The sequence below is a fragment of the Nonomuraea thailandensis genome, from assembly GCF_024172165.1.
Taxonomy (GTDB): Bacteria; Actinomycetota; Actinomycetes; order Streptosporangiales; family Streptosporangiaceae; genus Nonomuraea; species Nonomuraea thailandensis.
Map to the genome: position 1 here is coordinate 9,994,203 of NZ_JAMZEB010000002.1, position 18,638 is coordinate 10,012,840.

The following is an 18,638-nucleotide window of genomic DNA, read 5'->3' on the forward strand; positions in this document are numbered from 1 at the left end:
GTAAGATCGGCCGCAGCTTCGAGAACTCCCACAACAGGGGGACGCTCAGGGATGGGTAGATCAGCCCCGGCCCGTGGCCGCAGTGCTGGCAGGCTCCCGCAAGCCTGAAGAGCGGGCCCTGTCCCCCGCCCACGAGGTAATACCCTGGCGCCGTACCACGGCTGGGCGCCAGGGCCCTCGATCACCGCGAGAGCGGTAGAGCCTGGCCAGGCATATGAAGAGCCCTCGCCCGGTCCTCACGGATCGGGCGAGGGCTCATTCGCGTTCTCGGCATGGGCGCACCGGCACGGCACCGTGACGAGCGTGCCCGCCTCCTCGTCCACGTGGGATACCTTGCGGGAACCGAGGCAATAGCGGCAGCCGATCGTCTGGGAGATCCACGGATCCGACCACACCTTGTGCTCCCACGCCGGCGGCGGCGGGGGCGGCGGCCGATCGTCGCACCCGCGCTCGGCGGGCTCGTTGTTGCCGCCGACCGTCCCCTGGCCGCCGCAGAATTGGCAGGCCAGGAACAGGCCGCCGACCTGCTGCCCGCGCCGGCCGCCGCACTCGGGGCAGGTGATCCGGTCGGTCACCTACGCCCTGTCCCGTTGCATGAGGTGCACGTCACCCACTTGCGCTCCTGGCCCTTCTTACCGTTCATCTCGATCCATTCGCCGCCGGCGCCGAGGCATGTGCCGCAGATCGGCGGGGGTTCGTCGTCGTCACCCTTCTTGGCCATACCCGGACAGTACGACGGCGTGCACATCCTGTCAGCGGAACAATGTTGTTGCTGTGACCAGGGTGTATGAAACAGCCCCTGACCGATCCTGGGGATCGGTCAGGGGCTGTTTCATCGTTCCCGGGGCTAGGACGGCGGTTCGCCGGAGACCCGGACCCACCCCGGCGTGTACACCGGGCGGGCCCACACCGACCGGCGGCTGGCCGCGTTGGCCATCACGGCCTCGGCCTGCGCGGCGGTGACCAGCTCGGCATCCGGGCCGGGCGCCTGGCCCGGGCCGTCGGTCACCGTGTACTCCATCCGGTCCACCCGCGCCAGATGCTCCTCCGACACGCGCCGCCGGCGCAGCTCGGCGAAGACGGTCGGCAGCCAGTCGGCGATGTAGGCGCAGTTGCCGCTGAGCTCACGGATCCGGGCGCGCTCATGATCGAAAGAAGCCTCGATCTCGTCGAGGGGCGCCGGCTCCTCGTGCGGGTCCGACTGGGGAGGCACGGGCCCGTGCCGTCCGGGCTCCCTGCCGTTGTAAGCGTTCACGCTGTCGCCGCCGTCATGACGCGTGCGTGCGCCTCGTCGGCCGCCTGTAGCAGCTCGCCCAAGGCTGTGCGGTTGAGCAGCACCTGCAGCTCGTCGTTGTCGCCGTAGACGATGCGTACTCGCTGCCCGGTCCCGGCGGGGGTGCGCGCCGCGAGGTCGTCGGCCAGTTCGAGCAGCGTCTGCGTGTCGGCCGGGCGCGCGATGCGGCCGGTGTGCCGGAGCACGCCGTCCCGGCGGTAATGGATCATCAGCGAGTCGATGGGCATGTGGTCGGTCTCTCCTTCGGGTACGCCGCCGCGGCTGCTCCGCGGCGGCGGGTTCATCGGGTGCACGCCAGGTGCACAGTTCAGGTGGTGACGAGCTCGCTCAGGTACGCGCGCACCCGCTCGGCCTTGGGCTGGCCGACGCCGAGCACGCCCTTGACCTCGCGTAGCGGCGGGAGCTTGTGCAGACGCCCGCCGGGGGCCCACGTCTCGATCGCGCGCTGTGCCAGCGGGGCCAGCTCGGGAGGCGGCTCCGGCAGGTGCACCTGCGCGGGTACGGGCGCCGGGCCGGCCTCGGCCGCGGGCAGCGTGTGCGCATGCCGGGCGTACTGGCCAGGCCCGGCGGCGGGCAGGCCAGGCAGACCGGGCTGGCCGGGCTGGCCGAGCAGGCCCTGCTCGGCGCTGGCGGGCGCTGCCGGGGACGCCAGCGGCGGCGCCGAGGGCGGCGCCGGGGTGCCGGCGGGTACGTCACCAGGTTCACGTACCTCGGCGGGCACATCACGTACCTGGGCAGGTGCAGGCGCGGGTACGGCGGCCGCCGCGGGCACCTGCTCGGCCTCCTGGCGGTCGCGGCCGCACTCCGACATCAGGTGCACCAGAGCGCCGAGCGCGACCGGCGGGACGACGCTGACGACGATGACGAGGGCCACGAGTACGCCGCCGCCGAGCTCGATCACGTGAGCCTCGATCAAGTGGTAGGCCGCGTTACCGAGCACGCCCACGCCGATGGCGATCCCGCTGTGGATCATCGCGTGCTTGCGGGTCGTCTCGGAGTAGGCGCGGTTCGTGGCGATGCGCGCGGCGACGGCGCCGTAGGCGTCGATGCACAGCGGCAGCAGCAGCGCCAGCGGGAAGTCGACGTCGACCAGCGGCAGGGTCCAGTCACCGAATCCGGCGAACTGGCCGAGTCCCTGCAGCGCGCTGAACGACAGCACCACGGCGGCGGTGACCACGACGGCCAGGCCGCCACGCTCGACCCAGTCCGGGCGGTGCGCGCGGCGAAGTGGCGCCGCTCCGGCGGCAGCTGCCATAGGGTTTTCCATGAGTCGGTCTCCTGGGGAAGGGGGATCGGCCGGCCGCAGGGCTCCCGATACGAATCGGGAGCCCTGTGCCGTTAAGGGGTAGAGCCCGGGCACGCTACCGGCCGCTGCGGCTCTGGTGTGGGAGGCGCGGCCGAGGGGTTCGGTGGGCGGTGCGGGGGAGGGGCACCCGCACCGCCCTGGCGTGGAAGGGTGGCCCTGCCCCGCCTTCAAGGGCAGGACCACCCACCCGCCCGCCCTGCCGTCGGCAATGGCGGCAATCCGGCGGCAGGGCGGGAGCTATCGCGGTGGCGGCAGTTCGTGCGGCCCCCAGCGGCGCTCGCCCTCTGGGCGTGCCGCGCAGTCGCTCGGCATGATCAGCCCTGGCACGTCCGGCGGCAGTTCCTTGGTCACGAGGAAGCTGCCGCGCTGCACGAGGGGGCGCCGGCAGTGGATGCAGGCGCCGAGGACGCTGCTCTCGAACGGGATCAGTGGCATCGGAGCCTCTGCATGAGCGTCGTGGCCTCGGCCAGCTGCTGCTCCATCGCCTCGATGCTGTCTGCCGACAGCGTCTCGGGACACCCGGCGGGCACATCGAGCAGGCGCGACATCGCCCACAGTCCGCGCAGCTCGCTGCCGACCAGCGTCCAGTCCGGGTACCTGTCAGCGAGCTCATCTGCGCGAGCAGACCACCCCGCTACAAGTTGAGGCCGTGTGCCCGGCGCGCGGCGCTGAGGCACACGCCGGCCTCGCCCATAGACGCGTAGTGCGCGGACGAGCCGCTGGCTAGGCTTCATGCTGGAACCGCGTCCGGGGAGCGCAGCAGGGCCCATGCTTCATGGCCCTCTGGACCGCTCTGGGTGCCGAAGGACAGCGTGAACGAGGAGATTTCAGACCACTCGCGGCTGCCAACAGGGTCAGGCGTTCGGGGATCACGCACCAGGAGCCGGAGGCCTTCGGCGGTTGTCTCGATCTCGATGTGGATGCGCCCGTCGGGGGGTGTGCGCCGTACGGCCGTGGCGACCAGGTTGCGGGCCAGTTGCTCAGCACCATCGGCAAGGTCGGGCATCTCGGCGAGTGTGATGCCGCGCGCCCAGACTCCTGCCACGTGGGGGCTTTCGTCGGTTGGAGGAAGAGAGGTTGTGTACATGAGGGACCGCCTAGTTTGGTTACAAGGTCGGTAGCATGGTGTCTAGCTTGCAACCTTGGCTCCAAGCCTGTCAACCTAGTCCCGTGACCGCGCACGATGATCGGCATCTGTATCAGCGCATCGCTGACGAATTGCGGCAGAAAATCCGTGACGGCCAGCTCCAGCCCGGCGATCGGTTGCCGTCCATTCCGGAAATGGTCAGGGACTACGGTGTCTCGGACGGGGTCGGCCGTCGCGTGGTCAGCACCCTGGTGGCCGAGGGGCTGGCGGTGACCAAGCCAGGCAGCGGCACCTATGTCAGGACCCGGCCGGAGGTGACACGGCTGCTTCGCGCCTGGTACCGGGCATCCCCGTTCGGCAGCCCCTTCCGTGCGGATATGGAGCGCCAGGGTCGGCAAGCCACGTGGTCCTACGCCTCCCGCACCGTGCAGGCGCCGGTGGACATACGCGAACGCCTGGGCATGGGCGAGCCGGTGGGCCAGGACGAAGATGTCGTCCGCACTCGCTACGTGTTCGAGGCGAGCGGGGACCCTGTCATGCTCTCCACCTCCTATGAGCCTCTGGCAATCACCCGCGGCACGCCGATCGTCCTACCAGAGGACGGCCTCCTGGCCGGCCGCGGTGTCGCCGAGCGGATGCTGAGCATCGGGGTCGTGATCGACGACTGGGTGGAGCACGTACGCGCCCGGCTCGGGACGCAGGACGAGTGCCGAGAGCTCTCGCATCCGCCTGGCACGATCATGATGACGATCCAGAGGACGTACTACGCGGGCGAAACTCCGGTGGAGACGGCCGACATCGTCCTGCCGGCGGACCTGTACGAGCTGGTGTACAGCGGCAAGATGGGCCGCGCCGAGCTGTGATCTGACAGGCGGCACTGGAGGGCTTCCCGCCAGACAGGGTGCTCTCTCCAGCGAGAAGCCCTCACCGACGGCAGGGGAGCCCCCGCGCCGGAACGGCCATCCTGACCCTGAAACGCATCGTTTGTCCATACGTACGGCCCGTACGAGTGCGTACGTAGGAAGCCGAGGTACGCGAATATCAGGGCCTGACGACACTCCCCTAACGTGTGACCGTGGTTGTTGATCATGATGGGGACACGCCGATCTACCTTGGGATCGCACGGGAGATCGCGGACCGGATCCAATCAGGCCAGCTGCGCCCGCGCCGGCCGATCCCGAGCGAGTCCCAGATCATGTCGGGCTACGGCGTCTCCAGAGACACGGCACGGCGAGCGATCCGCCACTTGCGCGACAAGATGCGGTTGATCTACACCGTCCCCATGCGCGGTTCCTTCGTACGCCCCGAGGGCGAGACGGATGATGTGACGATCGCGGTCGAGGACGAGGTGTTCATCGATGCGCGAATGCCGACGGCGGTCGAGATGGCGGAGCTGGGGATGGAACAGCCGGGGCCGGTCGTAGTGGTGATCATGGCTGGGCAGGTCGAGCTTTATCCGGGGGGAAGCAGGATTCGAGTGGTTCCTGCACGCAAATCGTGATTAATCCACATTTATTGGACTTCACCACCAACAGGCTGCTCGCCCGTTCTAAAGTGTGATCACCGAGTCAGGGCGGTCATCCAGCCTCTGACCCGACGAGGCGGGCCGAGAGCAAGGCGACCCCACCGCCTAACTCCCGGCCCTGACGGCACTGCCACGTCGACCACGCCGACGTGTGCGCCAGGGCGATTTCGGTTCGGCGTGGCAGGCCGAAATCCGATAATGCGAAACATTCACGCCTTCTGGCAACGGTTTGATGAAAATTCATTGTCAGAACGTACGTCTGCGCCTACGGAGCGACACGCATATCGGGCGCGAGAAACACAGAAGGGGCCGTCCCCAGCTCCCCATGAGCGGGCTGACGGCCCCCCTGCCGGCGGCCCGCGAAGCACCTCGCAGACACCGGTAAGCGTGACGCCCCTCACGGGTCGACGCTCGCCAGTAGGACGCACGACCGCGCCGGGTGGTTGCATCTGGGGAGCGACGGGCTTCCAGCTCCATGATCATCAAGCAGTGTGCCCGCAGTGTGCCCGCACGGGGGTCCGAACCGCGAAAGGCCCTTCCCTCGCTGTTCACGAGGGAAGGGCCTGACCTGCGGAGGATCGGGGATTTGAACCCCGGATGGGCGGTAAACCCAAACCGCATTAGCAGTGCGGCGCCATAGACCTGACTAGGCGAATCCTCCTGGAGCCACCGCGGCTCAGCACAGCGTACCGGCCTTCTGCCGAGGCGGCAAAGCGATAACCGCGGCGCTTCTCATCAAGAGTTATCAACAGCCTGTGGGTAACTCCCTGTGGATGAAGCCCGCCCAGAGCTGGGACGGGCTTCAGGCCTGTGGATAACGTACCGCGAAGAGCATCAGGCGGCCGGGTTGGCCTCGCCCTCGATCTCGATCTTGATCTTCTTGCCCACGAGCACGCCACCGGTCTCCAGCGCCTGGTTCCAGGTCAGGCCGAACTCCTCGCGGTCGATCTCCGTCTTGATCGAGAAGCCCCAGACCTCCTGGCCCCAGGGGTTGGTGCCCACGCCGCCGTACTCGACCGCGAGCTCGACCTCCTTGGTGACGTCGCGGATGGTCAGGTCGCCGGCGACGACGAACTCGTCACCGGAGTGCCCGACGACGCGGGTGCTCTTGAAGGTGATCTGCGGGAACTTCTCGGCGGACAGGAAGTCGTCGCTGCGCAGGTGGCCGTCACGGTCCGGCACGCCGGTCGAGATGCTCTCGGCCTGGATCGAGAGCTCGGCGCCGGACTCGAGCGGGTTCTCCGCGATCGTGACCGAGCCGCTGAAGGCGCCGAAGTGGCCGCGGACCTTGCTGACCATCATGTGCTTGACGACGAAGCCGATGGTGGTGTGGGCCACGTCGAGGTTGTAGGTGCCGGCGGCCGGGATGGTCAGGGACTCCCAGGTGCGGGTGCTCATCGGGGTTCTCCTAAGAGGTAGCTGTTCCGTGGATGTCTGCGGCAACAACTTTCTACATGAGGAATATTCCGCTCGTCAACTAACGTCGGCTAAGGTATGAGCGTGACGAACTTCGACGACTCCCGGCTGACGGCGATCGGACTGCTGACCGAGGTCCACTCCGGGTTGATGAGCCGGTTCCAGCCGGTGCTGAGCGCCGCGGGGTTGTCGGAGATCGACTTCGAGACCGTCATCCGTTTGGCACGTTCCCCGCACCAGCGGCTGCGCATGAGCGACCTCGCCGCGCAGACCCAACTGTCCACCAGCGGCGTGACCCGGGTCGTCGACCGGCTCGAACGCGAGGGGCTGGTCAGGCGCGAGTCGTGCGCCAGCGACCGGCGGGCCTCCTACGCCGCCCTCACCGACGCCGGGCGGGAGCGGATGGAGTCGGTGCTGCCCGACCACCTGCGTGACATCGAGGAGTGCTTCACCGGGCTGCTCGGCTCCGACGAGCTGGAGGCGTTCCTCAAGAGCCTGCGCAAGATCAGGGACGTCGTGCGCCCGTGCGCCACCGCCGGCTCCACGGAGAGCTCGTGCCCTACTGAGAGGGAAGTGCCAGCGCGGCCCTGAGCTTGGCCATCGCGCGCGACACCGTGCTCTTGACCGTGCCGACGCTGATCCCGAGCTTCTGGGCGATCTCCGGCTCGGTCATGTCCTCGTAGTAGCGCAGCACGATCGCCGCCCGCATGCGCTCGGGCAACTCCCGGAGCGCCTGTTCGAGCGCCTCGTGGACCTCCGACGACCCGCCCTGCTCGAAGGTCACCGGCTCGGGCAGCTCGTCCGACGGGTACTCCTCCAGCTTGCGCCGCCGCCACTGCGAGATGTTGATGTTCACCATGGCCCGCCGCACGTAGCCGTCCAGGGCGCCCCGGTCCTCGATGCGCTCCCAGGCCTGGTACGTCTTGGTCAGCGCGCTCTGCAACAGATCCTCCGCGTCCAGCGGATGACCGGTGAGCTGATGGGCCGCGCGCAGCAGCGCGGGACCGCGGGCCATGACGTACTCGCGGAACTCGTCTTCCCAGCTGGTGGTCTGCATCGTGGCCAGAATCGCAGCCTGATGCCCTATAAGGCCTGAACCCCAATTCAGGTTTCGGCCCGCCGAGGATAAAGGTCCGTCAAGGTCGGTGGTGGTTTGTACGCCGCCGTAGGTGAAGGCACTTCCCCGGGGATGCGTATTTTGCTCTGTTCTGGGCCACTACGGTGGGAGCCGCCCCCAAGTCATGTGAATCTAGTACCCGAGCGAGGGAGGGGCGGATGGGGTATCCGAGCGTTGAGCGCCGCCGGGTGCTCGCCGCGGCCGCGCTCGGTCGCGAGAGCGGCGTTCCCGGCCCCGATCCGCGCGACGGCGATCCGCTGCGCGCCGTCGTCGGCGAGGTGCTGGACGTCAGCCCGCATCTGATCACCATCGAGACCCCCGCGGGCGCCAAGGAGCGGCTGGTGATCGCCCCGTGGGCCACCGCCTGGCACGGCGCCGAGGTCGCCCCCGCCGACCTGCCCATCGGCGCCATGGTGCTGATGCGCGCGCTGCGCGACGGCCGCGTGATCGAGCGGATCTGGGCCGACACCACCCGGATCACGGGGACGATCCTGTCCATCGAGGGTCGTAAGGACCTGACGGTCGAGCTCGACTGCGGGCCGCACCGCGGCCACCGTACGGTCGTCGTCCCCTACCGCTCGTCGGGCCGGCTGCAGGTGCGCCATCCCAAGTTCGAGCCCGGCTACCTCTTCGACGCGATCGGCGTCAGGCGCGACGGGGCGAGCCTGGCCCTGCTGCCCGCGACCTCGCAGCCGCCGTATCCGGCGCGCTCCGTGCCGCCCCCGTCCCCGGTCTACAAGCAGGCGCGCATCGCCGGCACGGCCACCTGGTCCGACACGTTCGACGAGGAGGAGCGGGGCGCGGCCTACCCGATGCTGGAACGTGCCGACACCGGCTGCGCCCAGGCGGGCGTGTCGTGCGCGGGCCTGCCGTACCTCTCGGTGGGCTCGTTGCTGCAGGTCAGGAACGTGTGCTCGAACCGGTCCGCGAACGTGCCCGTGGTCGCGTGCGGGTGTGTGGCCGGGCGGTTCTGCGACCGGTGCGTGGAGTGTGACACCTCGCCGCGCGGCCGGATCGCCGAGTTGTCGCCGTCCTCCTACGTGGAGCTCGGCGGCGAGCTGATCAAGGGCTGCTTCAACGCGCAGATCGGACTGGGGTGAGGCTCGTGCTCGAATCGCAGCTCCCGCTTCTGATCGCCATGCTCGTCCTGGGCACGGTGGCGAAGGTGATCACCGTCGGCTCCGGGCGCGAGCCGGGGGCGCTGGCCAGGCTGGGGCCCGCGGTGCTGGTGCCCGAGCGCGTCCAGGCCCCGGCGCTGCTGGTGTGCGCGGCGGGCGAGCTGACGCTGGCCGCGGGGCTGCTGCTCACGACGCATCCGCTGTTCCGGTGGGGCACGGTGGCCTTCTTCGCGCTGTCCACGTACGTGCTGCTGGAGCTGCGCAGGCGGCGGCCCGACGCGGGATGCGGCTGCTTCGGCGAGGTGAGCTCGGCGCCGGTCGGGCTGCGCTCGATCGGCAGGACGGTGGCGCTGACCGGGATGGCGGCGGCGTCGGTGTGGGCGCCGGTGCCGGGCTGGGAGGCGGCGGTCGCGCCGTCGTGGCTGCTCGTGGCGGGGGTGGCGGTGCTCGCGGCGCTGTCGCCCGAGATCGAGGAGCTGATCGACCGCGTACGGTACCGCGCCCCCTGCGAGCAGCGCCGTGGCCCCGCCGAGTCGGTCGTCCTGTCGCGGCTCAGGTCGAGCGGCACGTGGCGGGCGCACCAGGGCGAGCTGGCCTCGCCCGAGCCGTACGACAGCTGGCGCGAGCTGTGCTGGCGCTTCTTCGCCTTCCGTGACCACCACGACGACGACGTCGTCTTCGCCGTCTACCTGACCGGACGGCGCCCGGCCGTGCGGATGGCCGTGGTCAGCGCGGAGGACAGCGGGTCTCTGCCGGAATATACGACAGTATCGGCCTGACGCTATAGAGCCGTATACGACCCTCGACAGGCGTGGCGATATAGCTCTATTGGGCTGTCTAGCTTCCCCACTAGACAGCCCAATAGAGGTCTAGGGGCGCCACTCAGATGGGCTGAGCGCGCAGGAACTTCCCGAAGTGCGGCACCGTGAACGCGATCAGGCCACGCTCGGCGCTGTAGATGAGCCCCTTCTTGATCAGGCTGTCGCGGGCGGGCGAGAGGCTGGACGGCTTGCGCCCGAGCGCGTCGGCCACCTCCGAGGTCGGCACCGGCTCGTCGCCGATCTGCGCCATGGCGTGCATGTAGTCGCGCTCGGCCGGGGTGGCCCGCTCGTAGCGGCTGCCGAAGAACCCGACGGCCAGCTCCTCCTCGGCCTCCGGCGCGGAGACCTTGACGTCGTCGAGCGTGATCGGGCTGCGCGGGGCGAGATCCCAGGCGACCTTGCCGTAGGCCTGCACGAAGTACGGGTAGCCGTCGGCCGCCTCGTAGAGCGCGTCGAGCGCCTCCTGGGTGAACTCCACCTCCTCCTCGCGCGCGGGCAGGATCAGCGCGAGGTCGGCCGCCTCCCGGTCGAGCTTGTCGATGCGCGCGTAGCGGAAGAGCCGCTCGGAATAGCTCTTGCTGGCCGACAGCACGCTCGGCAGGTGCGGCAGCCCGGCGCCCACCACGATCAGCGGCCCGCCCGTCTGCGACAGCTCGTGGCAGGCGGCGCAGAGCGCGGAGACGTCGGCGGCCTGCACGTCCTGCATCTCGTCGATGAACAGGGCGATGCCCACCGCCAGATCGGTGGCCACGCTCGCGGCGTCGACGAACAGCTCGGTGAGGTCGATCTCCAGGTCGCCCGAGTCGGCGCGCCCGCGGCTGGCCGGCACCTCGATCCCGGGCGACCAGTGGGAGGTGCCCTTGGCCGCGGCCGGGTCGCGCATCGCGAACGCCTTGAGCACGCCGAGGAACTCCTCGATGCGCTCGGGCGCGCGGTGCCGCGGCGCCAGCTCGCGGATGGCCATGTGCAGCGCGGCGGCCACCGGCCGCCTGATCGACTGGTCGGGCCGGGCCTCGATCTTGCCCGTGCCCCACAGCCGCTGCATGGCCATCGACTTGAACGTGTTGAGCAGGACGGTCTTGCCCACTCCCCGCAGGCCGGTCACGACCATGCTGCGCTCGGGACGGCCGCGGGCCACCCGCTCCAGCACGACCTCGAACTGCTGCAGCTCGCGGTCGCGCCCGGCGAGCTCCGGCGGGCGCTGCCCGGCGCCTGGAGCGTAGGGGTTTCGCACAGGGTCCACGCTCTCGGACTTTATTGCCGGATATAGCGGCCGTCTTAGATTTGGGAAGAAAGTGCTACGGCGTGTCCGAGCAGGGGCGGGCGCGAGCACCGTCATCGGACACACCCCCTCTCACCAGGCCGAACCTCTGTTCGATTGCGGTACCTAGAACTGTAGCGCGGACTCGAACACTCATGCGATGGTTTCGAGTAAAGATCTTTGCAACAGGCCGGAGCCCCCGGTGCGTCCAGGAGATGTGGAGTTCGACGAATTCGTACGGGCGCGGGGCCCGGCCCTGCTCCGGTACGGCTACGTGCTCACCGGCAACGCCGACGACGCGGCCGACCTGGTCCAGGAGGCGCTGCTCAAACTGAGCGACTCCTGGAAACGGGTCCGCAACAAGGACAACCCGGAGGCGTACGTCCGCACGACCATGGCCAGGCAGCACGTCAGCTGGTGGCGCAGGCGGCGCAGGGAGCACCTGACGAACGACCTGCCGGAGGGCTCGTACACCGACGTGCACGCGCTCGGCGAGCTGTGGAAGGAGCTGGCCTCGCTGCCGCGTCGGCAGCGGGTCGTCCTCGTGCTGCGCTACTACGAGGACCTGTCCGACCAGGAGATCGCCGAGCTTCTCGGCATCTCCAGGGGAACCGTGCGCAGCCAGGCGTTCCACGCGCTCAACGCGCTGCGGGTCAAGCCATCGGTACGCGAGTCCGTTCGCGAGTCGGGACGCGAGTCGGTTCGGAAGGGGGAGCGGGCATGAGGACTGAGGACGAGCTGATCGGCGCGCTGCGCGCGGCGGGCGAGCACGCTCCCGACGACGGGGCGGACCTGCTGGCGGGCGTGGCGCTGCGCAGGCGGCGCAGGACCCGCCGCAGGGTGCGCGTGCTGGCCGCGGCGGCTGCCGTGGTGGTGCTGAGCGTGGGGATCAGGGGCGCCGTCCTGTCCGGCGGGGGCGAGGGCGACATGGCCACGACCCCGGCTCCCGAGCCGCCCGTTCCCCGGTCGGCTCCCGTGGAGGAGCTGTGGCCGGACGCCGTCCTCACGCTGCCCGTGCAGGGGCCCGACGGCGCGCACCGCGTCCCGATGATCGGCGTCAGCCCGACGGAGGTGCTGGTCCTGGCCAGGACGCCGGGGAAGGAGGCGCGGGGCAGGCTGGAGGTGTACGACTCCACGACGAAGAAGAGCCGGCTGGTGGCCGCACTCCCCCGGCCGCGGCCGTTCGTGATCCACTCGCTGGCCGCCGACGGCAGGAACGTGGTCTGGCAGTCGACCTCCGGCAAGTCCGCCCGGCAGATCTGGACGGCGCCGCTGGCGGGCGGCAGGGCCAGGCTGGTCACCGAGCTGACCGGCGACCGCGCCGACCTCGACGCGATCTCGGTCAACGGCGACCAGGTCATCTGGTCGGAGAGGAGCGGCGGTGTCTGGCGCGTCCCCCTGGCCGGCGGCACGCCCGACCGGATCGCCGCCACCGACGGCCTGCACCTGCTGAGATGGCCGTGGGCGAGCGACGCGCCCGCAGGGCCCGATCTCGGCGACCGCAACCAGACGGTGCTGGTCGACCTCACCCTCATCACCTCCCACGAGGTCGACAGCCGGCCGGGCGCGAAGGGGGTGCGCTGCGGCCCGCACTGGTGCCTCGGCCGCGACGCCGGAGGCGGCTTCCTCCAGCGGATCGACGGAAGTGATCTACGCGACCTCGACGGCGTCTTCGGCCATCCGAAGCCGCTGTCGATGGCGCCGCTGCTCAACCGCTTCGTGCCGCTGAGGAACGGCGTCCACGACATCGCGACCGGTTCGACGGGCACGATCGACGCCAGGACGCTGGCACTCGGCATGGCGGGCGAGCCCGGCACGGTCCTCTACTGGCGCAAGGAGCAGAGCTCGTACAAGGTGCTGAACTTGGCAGCCGTCCCGTCCGCGCAATAGCGTTCGGGGCCATGCGGACCTTCGCGAACATCGATGAACTCAAGGCGGCCGTCGGCGAGAAGTTCGGCCCGACCGAGTGGCGCACGGTCACTCAGGAGCAGGTCAACACCTTCGCCGACGCCACCGACGACCATCAGTGGATCCACGTGGACGTGGAGCGGGCCAAGGAGGGGCCGTTCGGCGGCACGATCGCCCACGGATACCTGACGTTGTCGTTGCTGCCGTCGTTCATGTTCTCCCTGATCAAGGTGGAGGGCATCGCGATGGGCGTCAACTTCGGCCTCAACAAGGTCCGCTTCCACACGCCGGTCCCGGTCGGCGCGCGGATCAGGGCCGTGGGCGAGCTCATCGACGTGAAGAACTCCCCCGCCGGCCACCTGTCCAGCCTGAAGATGACGATCGAGATCGAGGGCGAGAAGCGGCCGGCCTGCGTCGCCGAGACCCTCAGCCTGTACGTGCGCGCCCAGTAGGCCGTGCAACAGATGACCATGTAGGACGCTCCCTGGGTTCGTGGAGGATTTCGACGAGTTCGTCCGGGCCCGGGGCGATGCGCTTCTCCGGTACGGCTACGTGCTGGCCGGCAACTCCGAGGACGCCGCCGATCTCGTCCAGGAGGCGCTGGCCCGCCTGGGTGACGCCTGGCCCCGCGTGCGCCAGAAGCACGACCCCGAGGGGTACGTCCGTACGACCATGGTCCGGCTGCACATCAGGTCGTGGCGGCGGCGGAACCGGGAGGACCTGGTGGCCGCCGTGCCCGACCGCGGCGAGCCCGACCGCTACGGCGACGCCGACCTGTGGGCCGAGCTCCAGGAGCTGCCCCGCAAGCAGCGGGCGGTGCTCGTGCTGCGGTACTACGAGGACCTGCCCGACCAGGAGATCGCCGCCATCCTCGGCGTCTACCGGCTGCCGCTCTCGGGCGGCGTGCCGGAGCCGCTGCCCGGCGCCGCGAACCTGCGCCTCGCCTCCTGGCCGTGGGCCCACGAGTGGGACGCCGCCGGCAACGTGACCAGGATCGTCAACCTCGAGACCGGCGGCTCCACCGGCGTGGCGGTGCCACCCGGCGCCGACCGGTGGCAGTGCGGCCCCGAGTGGTGCACCGGCCTGCTGGACGATCGCCTGATCGTGCAGCGCGTGGACGGATCCGGGCGGCGGACCCTGCCGGGCACGCTGATGGGTCACGGCGTCCGGTGGCTGCTCGACGGCCGGCGCGCCCTGTTCCGCGTCCACGAGCCGGACGTGACCAAGGCCGGCGTGCCGCTCGCGGTCGTGTACGACCTCGCCACCGGGGAGCTGGCCGGGGTCGGCGAGCGGACCCCGGGGGTCGAGGGCGGCGAACTGGGCCGGATCCAGCACTTCCCCACGCTCTTCTGGGACGCCGGCGCCCGGTTCTACCAGCACTGCGCGGACCGGTCCTGCGAGATCAGGAAGCGGGGCGGCGGCAAGGAGTACACCGTGCTCAACGTGGCGGCGATCAGAGGATGATCGCCGCCAGGGCGACCAGCCCGATGAGCCCGAGGTAGGCCAGCACGAGCCGGGTGTCCCGGAGGAAGCACTTGCTCCGGGACAGCCCGGCCCGCCGCGCCTTCCAGTACCCCGCGAACCCGAGCGCCGCGAACCCCAGCACCGCCCACGGCCCGAGCAGCCACGCCAGCAGCGCGACGGTCGCGTACACGCACAACCGGAGCGGGTCGTACGGCTCCTTCCCCTGTGGGGACGCGGCCGTCACCGGGCCACCGCCGAGGCTCGCGGCGTCATCGGGCCACCGCCGAGAGCCGCTGCGCGGACAGCTCCGGCCACGCCTGCACGGCGCAGAACGGCGCGCACTGGTCCTGCTCGGCGCGGGTGCCCACGTGCACGCAGCACTGCGTGAGCCGCTCCTCGATCATCGTCGAGATGTCCATGAACGGCTTCACCGTGATCCGCACGACCCGCTCCCCCAGCATCCTGCGCAGCTTCTTGCGCCGCCCCGGCAGCACCGACGACGCGAGGGCGAGCAGGGTGGAGACGCCGAGGTCGCAGTTCTCGCAGATGGTCCGCCACAGGTCCCCGACCTGCGGGTGCGACAACGACGACTGCTCGGAGAGCAGCCCCATCAGCGACTCCTGCACGGCCAGGCGCAGCTCCTTCGGCAGCTCGCTGTCGGCGATCCGGTTGGAGACCAGGCCGAGGTTCTCCTTGAGCCGGTCGTGGCCGATCAGCGCGGTGAGCGAGCGCCACTGGCGGGCGTCGTCGCGGATGAGGTAGCCGACCGAGCAGCAGTGGGGGTGGGAGCAGGGCAGGGCGGTCAGGTCGCGCCAGGTCACCAGGCCGCCGGTCTGCGGGCCGAGACGCTTGAGCACGCCGGTGTGGGTGAGGCGGTCGTCCGGGTCGATGGCGCCCGACCTGCCGGAGCCGAACTGGGGTTGCAGGGAGACGCCGCCGACGTACGGGGTGTCGAGCGCGAGGCGTACGACGTCGCCGATCTCACCATCGTTCACGCCGAGGGCGGCGGTCATGACGAGGGTGGTGAAGATCTCTCGTGCGGACAGCCGCTTGACGGCCTCCGCCTTGATCCTGGTCAGGTCGCCGCCCCGGTGGTGCCTGGAGGCCTCGGCGGACGTGCCGTCGTACTGGAGGTAGACCTCGACGCGCTCCCTGTGCTCGGTGAGGAGGTCGAGCAGGGAGTCGTCCTTGGCGATGAGGACGCCGTTGGTGTTGATCAGGATGCGGGTGATCGGGCGGGCGCTCAGCTCGGCGAGGAGGGTCTTCAGCTCGGGGTGGAGGGTGGGCTCGCCGCCGCTCAGCATGAGGACGTCGAGCTTGCCGTTCTCCCGCTCCAGACGCTGGTCGACGTTGGCCAGGACGTCGGTGACCGGGACGACGCCGGTCAGGTCGGGCGAACTGCCGGCGAAGCAGGTGGGGCAGCGCAGGTTGCAGGTCTCGGCGATGTCCTCGAGAAGGATGCAGGTGTGCTGGGTCTGGAGCTCGGGCAGGCCCTGGAGGTACGCGGAGGGGATCGGAGCGAAGTTTCCGGCGGTGTCCGGGATGTGCTGCTTGGTGGGGGCGGTCCACTCCTCCAGATAGCTCAGGATCTCCGGATCCTCGTCGTACAGGGTACGGATGAATCCGTGTTCGCGGCATCCGCGCTCCAGCCACACGCGGCCGTCGCGCTCCGCCAGATAACCGCTCAGCCGCTCGACCCTGTCGAGGGCGCGGCCGTGGCAGCCCGGGCAGAACGCGTTGACGTACCTGAGGATGCGGTCGCCCCGCAGGCCCATCCCTGCGCTCATGTCGTGACCTTTCGTTCTCGCTCGAACAGGGGTGTGTAGTAACCGCGCCGCCAGCCGTACCCGAGCCTGACGGCGAGCAGCAGCAAGCCCGGGATCAGGAACCACTGGGGCCGGGTCAGGTCCAGCCAGACCGTCTCGTTGGCCCTGGTGAACTCGACGAGGAAACGGAAGGCGGCGTACGCGGCGACGTACAGGGTGAACAGCTCGCCCGGCCGGGTCAGCCGCTCGCGCGCCCAGAGGAGCGCGGCGAAGGCGGCGAGCTGGAAGACGATCTCGTAGATGAACGACGGGTGCATCGCCTGGCCGGTCAGGCATCCGGGGCACTCGGGGGTCGTGGGCGGGGCGTGCACGCCCCAGGGCAGATCGGTGGGCCTGCCGGGCGCCTCCGTCAGGTGGCAGCCGATCCTGCCCACCGCCATGCCGAGCGCCACCGCCGGGGCGAACAGGTCACCGGTCCGCTCCCTGTAACCGATGATCCGCTTGGCCACCAGCACCCCGAGGTACGCGCCGGTCAGGCCGCCCAGGATGCTCCGGGAGCCGTACAGCCAGAGGTTCTCCAGCTCCAGCGTCTCCAGCCAGCCTGCCAGCCGCATCCCGATCGCGCCGCCGACCAGCGCGCCGGCGACGGCCATCAGCGACTGCTCGTTGAGCGCTCCGCGCCTGCGGGCCTCCCGGACGAAGACGACGGCCGCCACCGCCACGCCGAGGCCGACGAAGATCTCGTGAAGGGGCATGGCGGTCAGGCGTACAGGCTCGGGCTGATGCCGGTGCAGATCCCCGCGGACAGGATCGACCACAGCGCCCAGCCGATCATGAGCCCCAGGCCCAGGCCCCTGCTCCAGGACTTGCGGATGAAGCACAGGCCGATGCCGGCTCCGAGCCCGACGAGGGCCAGGAGCACCGCGCCGGCGGCCAGGTAGGGGCTGGAGTTGTCGCCGGCGCTCATGGCGGCGAAGAAGATGAAGAAGCCGATCACGGCGTTGAGGGCGCTGTAGATGGCCAGGCCGGCGAAGAGCATGCCGATGAGGGTGCCGGTGGAGCCGGAGGCCGGGGGAGGGGGTGGCGGAGGGCCGTAGCCGCCCGGGTGGGCGTACGGCTGCTGTCCATGGGGCGGGGGGCCTTGGAACGGAGGACCTTGGGGCGGGGGACCTTGAGAGGGCGGGCTTTGGGGCGGCGGGCCTTGGGGCGGCGGGCCTTGGGGCGCGCCCCCGTACGGCGGCTGGCCCTGACCCGGGACACCCTCGTACGGCGGCTGGCCGCCCTGGGACGCGGCAGGCCCGAACGACGGCCGGCCGCCCTGGGACGACGGCTCTCCTTGAGAGGGCTGACCGGATGGCGGCTCCCATGAGAAGGCGTGCCCACGAGGAGCCTCCGCGCTCGAAGGCTGCCCGGCCCCGCCGTCCGGCGGCAGGAACGACGGCCGCCCGACCTGCTCCCGGCCTTGCTCCCCGGAGGCGGCCCCCACGCCTTGATCCGGCGCCGACATGGGCCCCGGCGCACCGGACGGGGGCGGCATGATCTCCGGCTCCCCACTCGGAGGCGGCAGGTCGACCGGCTCCCCGCTGGGAGGCGGCATGCGCACCTGCTCCCCGCCCGGAGGCGGCATGATGACCGGCTCCCCGCCTGCAGGCGGGGTCCGCGGCCCCTCCTCCGGCACCGCCCCTGCCTCTGACCCGTTGTCAGGCTCCTCGGACGGCGGAGGTGGTGGCGTTGTACTCATTGGCTTGGTCTACCCCTCTAGTCATGATCAGACTAGGCATCCGCGATTGCCATCGGATCAACACCCCACCACACCCACCGCCCCTCGCACGAGCCCCTACGCCCCCTCCGAGTAATAGATCGCCGCCTGCACCCGGCTCTTCAGCCCCAGCTTGTTCAGCACCCGGCTGACATGGGTCTTGGTCGTCGCCTCCGCCATGTCCAGCTCCTTGGCGATCTCGGCGTTGGACAAACCCCGCCCGATACAGGCCAGCACCTCCTTCTCCCGAGGCGTCAGCCCGGCCGCTTCCTCCCCCACCGCCCGGCGCACCGGCAACTGCTCGGCGAAAGCGGCGATCAGCCTCCGCGTGACCCCCGGCGAAATCAGCCCGTCCCCCCTGGCCACCACCCGGACCGCCTCGATCAGGGCCTCGGCGTCGGTGTTCTTCAGCAGGAACCCGGCCGCCCCGGCCCGCAACGCCCCGAACACGTACTCGTCGACGTCGAACGTAGTAAGGATCAGCACATCACAGACGCCGGCCAGCTCCCGGGTAGCGGAGATCCCGTCGAGCCGAGGCATCCGCACATCCATCAACACCACGTCGGGCCGCAACTCCCGGGCCATGAGCACGGCCTGCTCGCCATCACCGGCCTCCCCCACGACCTCCATGTCACCCGCCCCGCCCAGGATCAGCACGATCCCGGTACGGACCGCCGCATGATCGTCGGCCACCAGCACCCTGATGGTCACCAGCCACCTCCATCCAGCCCGCTACGCCTGTCACCCACCGATCGCCCGAAGGGCCTACCCGCCGCACATCTCAAGCCCGCAACGC

24 protein-coding genes and 1 tRNA gene are annotated in these 18,638 nt (G+C 70.2%); 9 read left to right on the top strand and 16 right to left on the bottom strand.

Features of this window, described 5'->3' with window-relative positions; all coding sequences use genetic code 11:
* Window positions 1-236: 236 nt before the first annotated feature.
* From HD597_RS50170 to HD597_RS50195, 7 genes are all read right to left on the bottom strand, one after another.
* Window positions 237-575, bottom strand: coding sequence for a hypothetical protein (locus HD597_RS50170; RefSeq protein ID WP_253754418.1), 339 nt, complete (start codon window positions 573-575; stop codon window positions 237-239).
* A gap of 272 nt (window positions 576-847) precedes the next feature.
* A complete protein-coding gene (locus HD597_RS50175; RefSeq protein ID WP_253754420.1) occupies window positions 848-1,255 on the bottom strand; it encodes a hypothetical protein in 408 nt (135 codons plus the stop codon).
* A complete protein-coding gene (locus HD597_RS50180; RefSeq protein WP_253754422.1) occupies window positions 1,252-1,521 on the bottom strand; it encodes a hypothetical protein in 270 nt (89 codons plus the stop codon). Before HD597_RS50180 ends, HD597_RS50175 begins: the two co-directional genes overlap by 4 nt.
* Window positions 1,522-1,601: 80 nt before the next feature.
* Complete coding sequence (locus HD597_RS50185; protein WP_253754425.1) at window positions 1,602-2,549, bottom strand: hypothetical protein; 948 nt, start codon at window positions 2,547-2,549, stop codon at window positions 1,602-1,604.
* A 288-nt stretch (window positions 2,550-2,837) separates the two neighbouring features.
* A complete protein-coding gene (locus HD597_RS50190; RefSeq protein ID WP_253754427.1) occupies window positions 2,838-3,035 on the bottom strand; it encodes a hypothetical protein in 198 nt (65 codons plus the stop codon).
* A complete protein-coding gene (locus HD597_RS65305; RefSeq protein WP_276083232.1) occupies window positions 3,026-3,148 on the bottom strand; it encodes a hypothetical protein in 123 nt (40 codons plus the stop codon). The genes HD597_RS50190 and HD597_RS65305 overlap by 10 nt, the downstream gene beginning before the upstream one ends.
* 182 nt (window positions 3,149-3,330) lie before the next feature.
* A complete protein-coding gene (locus HD597_RS50195) occupies window positions 3,331-3,606 on the bottom strand; it encodes an ATP-binding protein (protein ID WP_253754428.1) in 276 nt (91 codons plus the stop codon).
* A gap of 164 nt (window positions 3,607-3,770) precedes the next feature.
* Here HD597_RS50195 and HD597_RS50200 point away from each other — a divergent pair, with 164 nt between their 5' ends.
* Window positions 3,771-4,550: a GntR family transcriptional regulator gene (locus tag HD597_RS50200; protein WP_253754430.1), complete on the top strand. Its 780-nt coding sequence runs from the start codon at window positions 3,771-3,773 to the stop codon at window positions 4,548-4,550.
* Window positions 4,551-4,762: 212 nt separating this feature from the next.
* Window positions 4,763-5,188, top strand: coding sequence for a winged helix-turn-helix domain-containing protein (locus HD597_RS50205; RefSeq protein WP_253754432.1), 426 nt, complete (start codon window positions 4,763-4,765; stop codon window positions 5,186-5,188).
* A gap of 595 nt (window positions 5,189-5,783) precedes the next feature.
* On the opposite strand, the gene HD597_RS50210 is transcribed toward HD597_RS50205, so the two are convergent.
* Together HD597_RS50210 and HD597_RS50215 are read right to left on the bottom strand one after the other, a co-directional pair.
* Window positions 5,784-5,873, bottom strand: a tRNA-Ser gene (locus HD597_RS50210).
* A gap of 173 nt (window positions 5,874-6,046) precedes the next feature.
* Window positions 6,047-6,610 (bottom strand): YceI family protein, encoded by a 564-nt coding sequence (locus HD597_RS50215; RefSeq protein ID WP_253754434.1) that lies wholly within the window; start codon window positions 6,608-6,610, stop codon window positions 6,047-6,049.
* 96 nt (window positions 6,611-6,706) lie between these two features.
* Here HD597_RS50215 and HD597_RS50220 point away from each other — a divergent pair, with 96 nt between their 5' ends.
* Window positions 6,707-7,219, top strand: a complete 513-nt coding sequence (locus HD597_RS50220) for a MarR family winged helix-turn-helix transcriptional regulator (RefSeq protein WP_253754436.1) — start codon at window positions 6,707-6,709, stop codon at window positions 7,217-7,219.
* Here the strand turns inward: HD597_RS50220 and HD597_RS50225 are convergent.
* Entirely contained in the window at window positions 7,188-7,685 is a 498-nt protein-coding gene (locus HD597_RS50225) for a SigE family RNA polymerase sigma factor (RefSeq protein ID WP_253754438.1), read from the bottom strand. The genes HD597_RS50220 and HD597_RS50225 overlap by 32 nt on opposite strands.
* Window positions 7,686-7,903: 218 nt before the next feature.
* On the opposite strand from HD597_RS50225, the gene HD597_RS50230 reads away from it, so the two are divergent.
* Window positions 7,904-8,845, top strand: a complete 942-nt coding sequence (locus HD597_RS50230) for a hypothetical protein (protein ID WP_253754440.1) — start codon at window positions 7,904-7,906, stop codon at window positions 8,843-8,845.
* Between the two features lie 5 nt (window positions 8,846-8,850).
* On the top strand, window positions 8,851-9,642 hold the full coding sequence (locus HD597_RS50235) for a MauE/DoxX family redox-associated membrane protein (RefSeq protein WP_253754442.1): 792 nt from the start codon (window positions 8,851-8,853) through the stop codon (window positions 9,640-9,642).
* A 103-nt stretch (window positions 9,643-9,745) separates the two neighbouring features.
* Here HD597_RS50235 and HD597_RS50240 read toward each other — a convergent pair whose 3' ends face one another.
* Window positions 9,746-10,927, bottom strand: coding sequence for an ATP-binding protein (locus tag HD597_RS50240; RefSeq protein ID WP_253754444.1), 1,182 nt, complete (start codon window positions 10,925-10,927; stop codon window positions 9,746-9,748).
* 235 nt (window positions 10,928-11,162) lie between these two features.
* Between HD597_RS50240 and HD597_RS50245 the strand changes: the two genes are divergently transcribed.
* The 4 genes from HD597_RS50245 to HD597_RS50260 are packed head-to-tail and all read left to right on the top strand — an operon-like array spanning window position 11,163 to window position 14,317.
* On the top strand, window positions 11,163-11,669 hold the full coding sequence (locus HD597_RS50245; RefSeq protein ID WP_253754446.1) for a SigE family RNA polymerase sigma factor: 507 nt from the start codon (window positions 11,163-11,165) through the stop codon (window positions 11,667-11,669).
* Entirely contained in the window at window positions 11,666-12,835 is a 1,170-nt protein-coding gene (locus HD597_RS50250; RefSeq protein WP_253754448.1) for a TolB family protein, read from the top strand. The genes HD597_RS50245 and HD597_RS50250 overlap by 4 nt, the downstream gene beginning before the upstream one ends.
* Window positions 12,836-12,846: 11 nt before the next feature.
* On the top strand, window positions 12,847-13,305 hold the full coding sequence (locus tag HD597_RS50255; RefSeq protein WP_185111159.1) for a MaoC family dehydratase: 459 nt from the start codon (window positions 12,847-12,849) through the stop codon (window positions 13,303-13,305).
* Between the two features lie 40 nt (window positions 13,306-13,345).
* Entirely contained in the window at window positions 13,346-14,317 is a 972-nt protein-coding gene (locus HD597_RS50260) for a SigE family RNA polymerase sigma factor (RefSeq protein WP_253754451.1), read from the top strand.
* Here HD597_RS50260 and HD597_RS50265 read toward each other — a convergent pair.
* From HD597_RS50265 to HD597_RS50285, 5 genes are all read right to left on the bottom strand, one after another.
* Entirely contained in the window at window positions 14,307-14,561 is a 255-nt protein-coding gene (locus HD597_RS50265; protein WP_253754453.1) for a hypothetical protein, read from the bottom strand. The two genes, HD597_RS50260 and HD597_RS50265, sit on opposite strands and share 11 nt — an antisense overlap.
* Before the next feature lie 25 nt (window positions 14,562-14,586).
* Complete coding sequence (locus HD597_RS50270) at window positions 14,587-16,104, bottom strand: radical SAM protein (RefSeq protein WP_253754455.1); 1,518 nt, start codon at window positions 16,102-16,104, stop codon at window positions 14,587-14,589.
* Window positions 16,101-16,838 carry a prolipoprotein diacylglyceryl transferase gene (locus HD597_RS50275; protein ID WP_253754457.1) on the bottom strand — a complete coding sequence of 246 codons (738 nt, stop codon included), beginning with the start codon at window positions 16,836-16,838 and terminating at the stop codon, window positions 16,101-16,103. Before HD597_RS50275 ends, HD597_RS50270 begins: the two co-directional genes overlap by 4 nt.
* Window positions 16,839-16,843: 5 nt before the next feature.
* Window positions 16,844-17,122, bottom strand: a complete 279-nt coding sequence (locus HD597_RS50280) for a hypothetical protein (protein WP_253754459.1) — start codon at window positions 17,120-17,122, stop codon at window positions 16,844-16,846.
* Between the two features lie 798 nt (window positions 17,123-17,920).
* On the bottom strand, window positions 17,921-18,553 hold the full coding sequence (locus HD597_RS50285) for a response regulator (RefSeq protein WP_253754461.1): 633 nt from the start codon (window positions 18,551-18,553) through the stop codon (window positions 17,921-17,923).
* Window positions 18,554-18,638 lie beyond the last annotated feature (85 nt).

Excerpts from the sequence above, each read along its gene's own strand:
- HD597_RS50215 (WP_253754434.1), bottom strand. The coding sequence starts at position 6,610 with ATGAGCACCCGCACCTGGGAGTCCCTGACCATCCCGGCCGCCGGCACC.
- HD597_RS50270 (WP_253754455.1), bottom strand. The coding sequence starts at position 16,104 with ATGAGCGCAGGGATGGGCCTGCGGGGCGACCGCATCCTCAGGTACGTC.
- HD597_RS50230 (WP_253754440.1), top strand. The coding sequence starts at position 7,904 with ATGGGGTATCCGAGCGTTGAGCGCCGCCGGGTGCTCGCCGCGGCCGCG.
- HD597_RS50225 (WP_253754438.1), bottom strand. The coding sequence starts at position 7,685 with ATGCAGACCACCAGCTGGGAAGACGAGTTCCGCGAGTACGTCATGGCC.
- HD597_RS50195 (WP_253754428.1), bottom strand. The coding sequence starts at position 3,606 with ATGCCCGACCTTGCCGATGGTGCTGAGCAACTGGCCCGCAACCTGGTC.
- HD597_RS50250 (WP_253754448.1), top strand. The coding sequence starts at position 11,666 with ATGAGGACTGAGGACGAGCTGATCGGCGCGCTGCGCGCGGCGGGCGAG.
- HD597_RS50185 (WP_253754425.1), bottom strand. The coding sequence starts at position 2,549 with ATGGCAGCTGCCGCCGGAGCGGCGCCACTTCGCCGCGCGCACCGCCCG.
- HD597_RS50280 (WP_253754459.1), bottom strand. The coding sequence starts at position 17,122 with ATGCTCTTCGCCGGCCTGGCCATCTACAGCGCCCTCAACGCCGTGATC.
- HD597_RS50220 (WP_253754436.1), top strand. The coding sequence starts at position 6,707 with ATGAGCGTGACGAACTTCGACGACTCCCGGCTGACGGCGATCGGACTG.
- HD597_RS50275 (WP_253754457.1), bottom strand. The coding sequence starts at position 16,838 with ATGCCCCTTCACGAGATCTTCGTCGGCCTCGGCGTGGCGGTGGCGGCC.
- HD597_RS50255 (WP_185111159.1), top strand. The coding sequence starts at position 12,847 with ATGCGGACCTTCGCGAACATCGATGAACTCAAGGCGGCCGTCGGCGAG.
- HD597_RS50190 (WP_253754427.1), bottom strand. The coding sequence starts at position 3,035 with ATGCCACTGATCCCGTTCGAGAGCAGCGTCCTCGGCGCCTGCATCCAC.
- HD597_RS50180 (WP_253754422.1), bottom strand. The coding sequence starts at position 1,521 with ATGCCCATCGACTCGCTGATGATCCATTACCGCCGGGACGGCGTGCTC.
- HD597_RS65305 (WP_276083232.1), bottom strand. The coding sequence starts at position 3,148 with ATGTCGCGCCTGCTCGATGTGCCCGCCGGGTGTCCCGAGACGCTGTCG.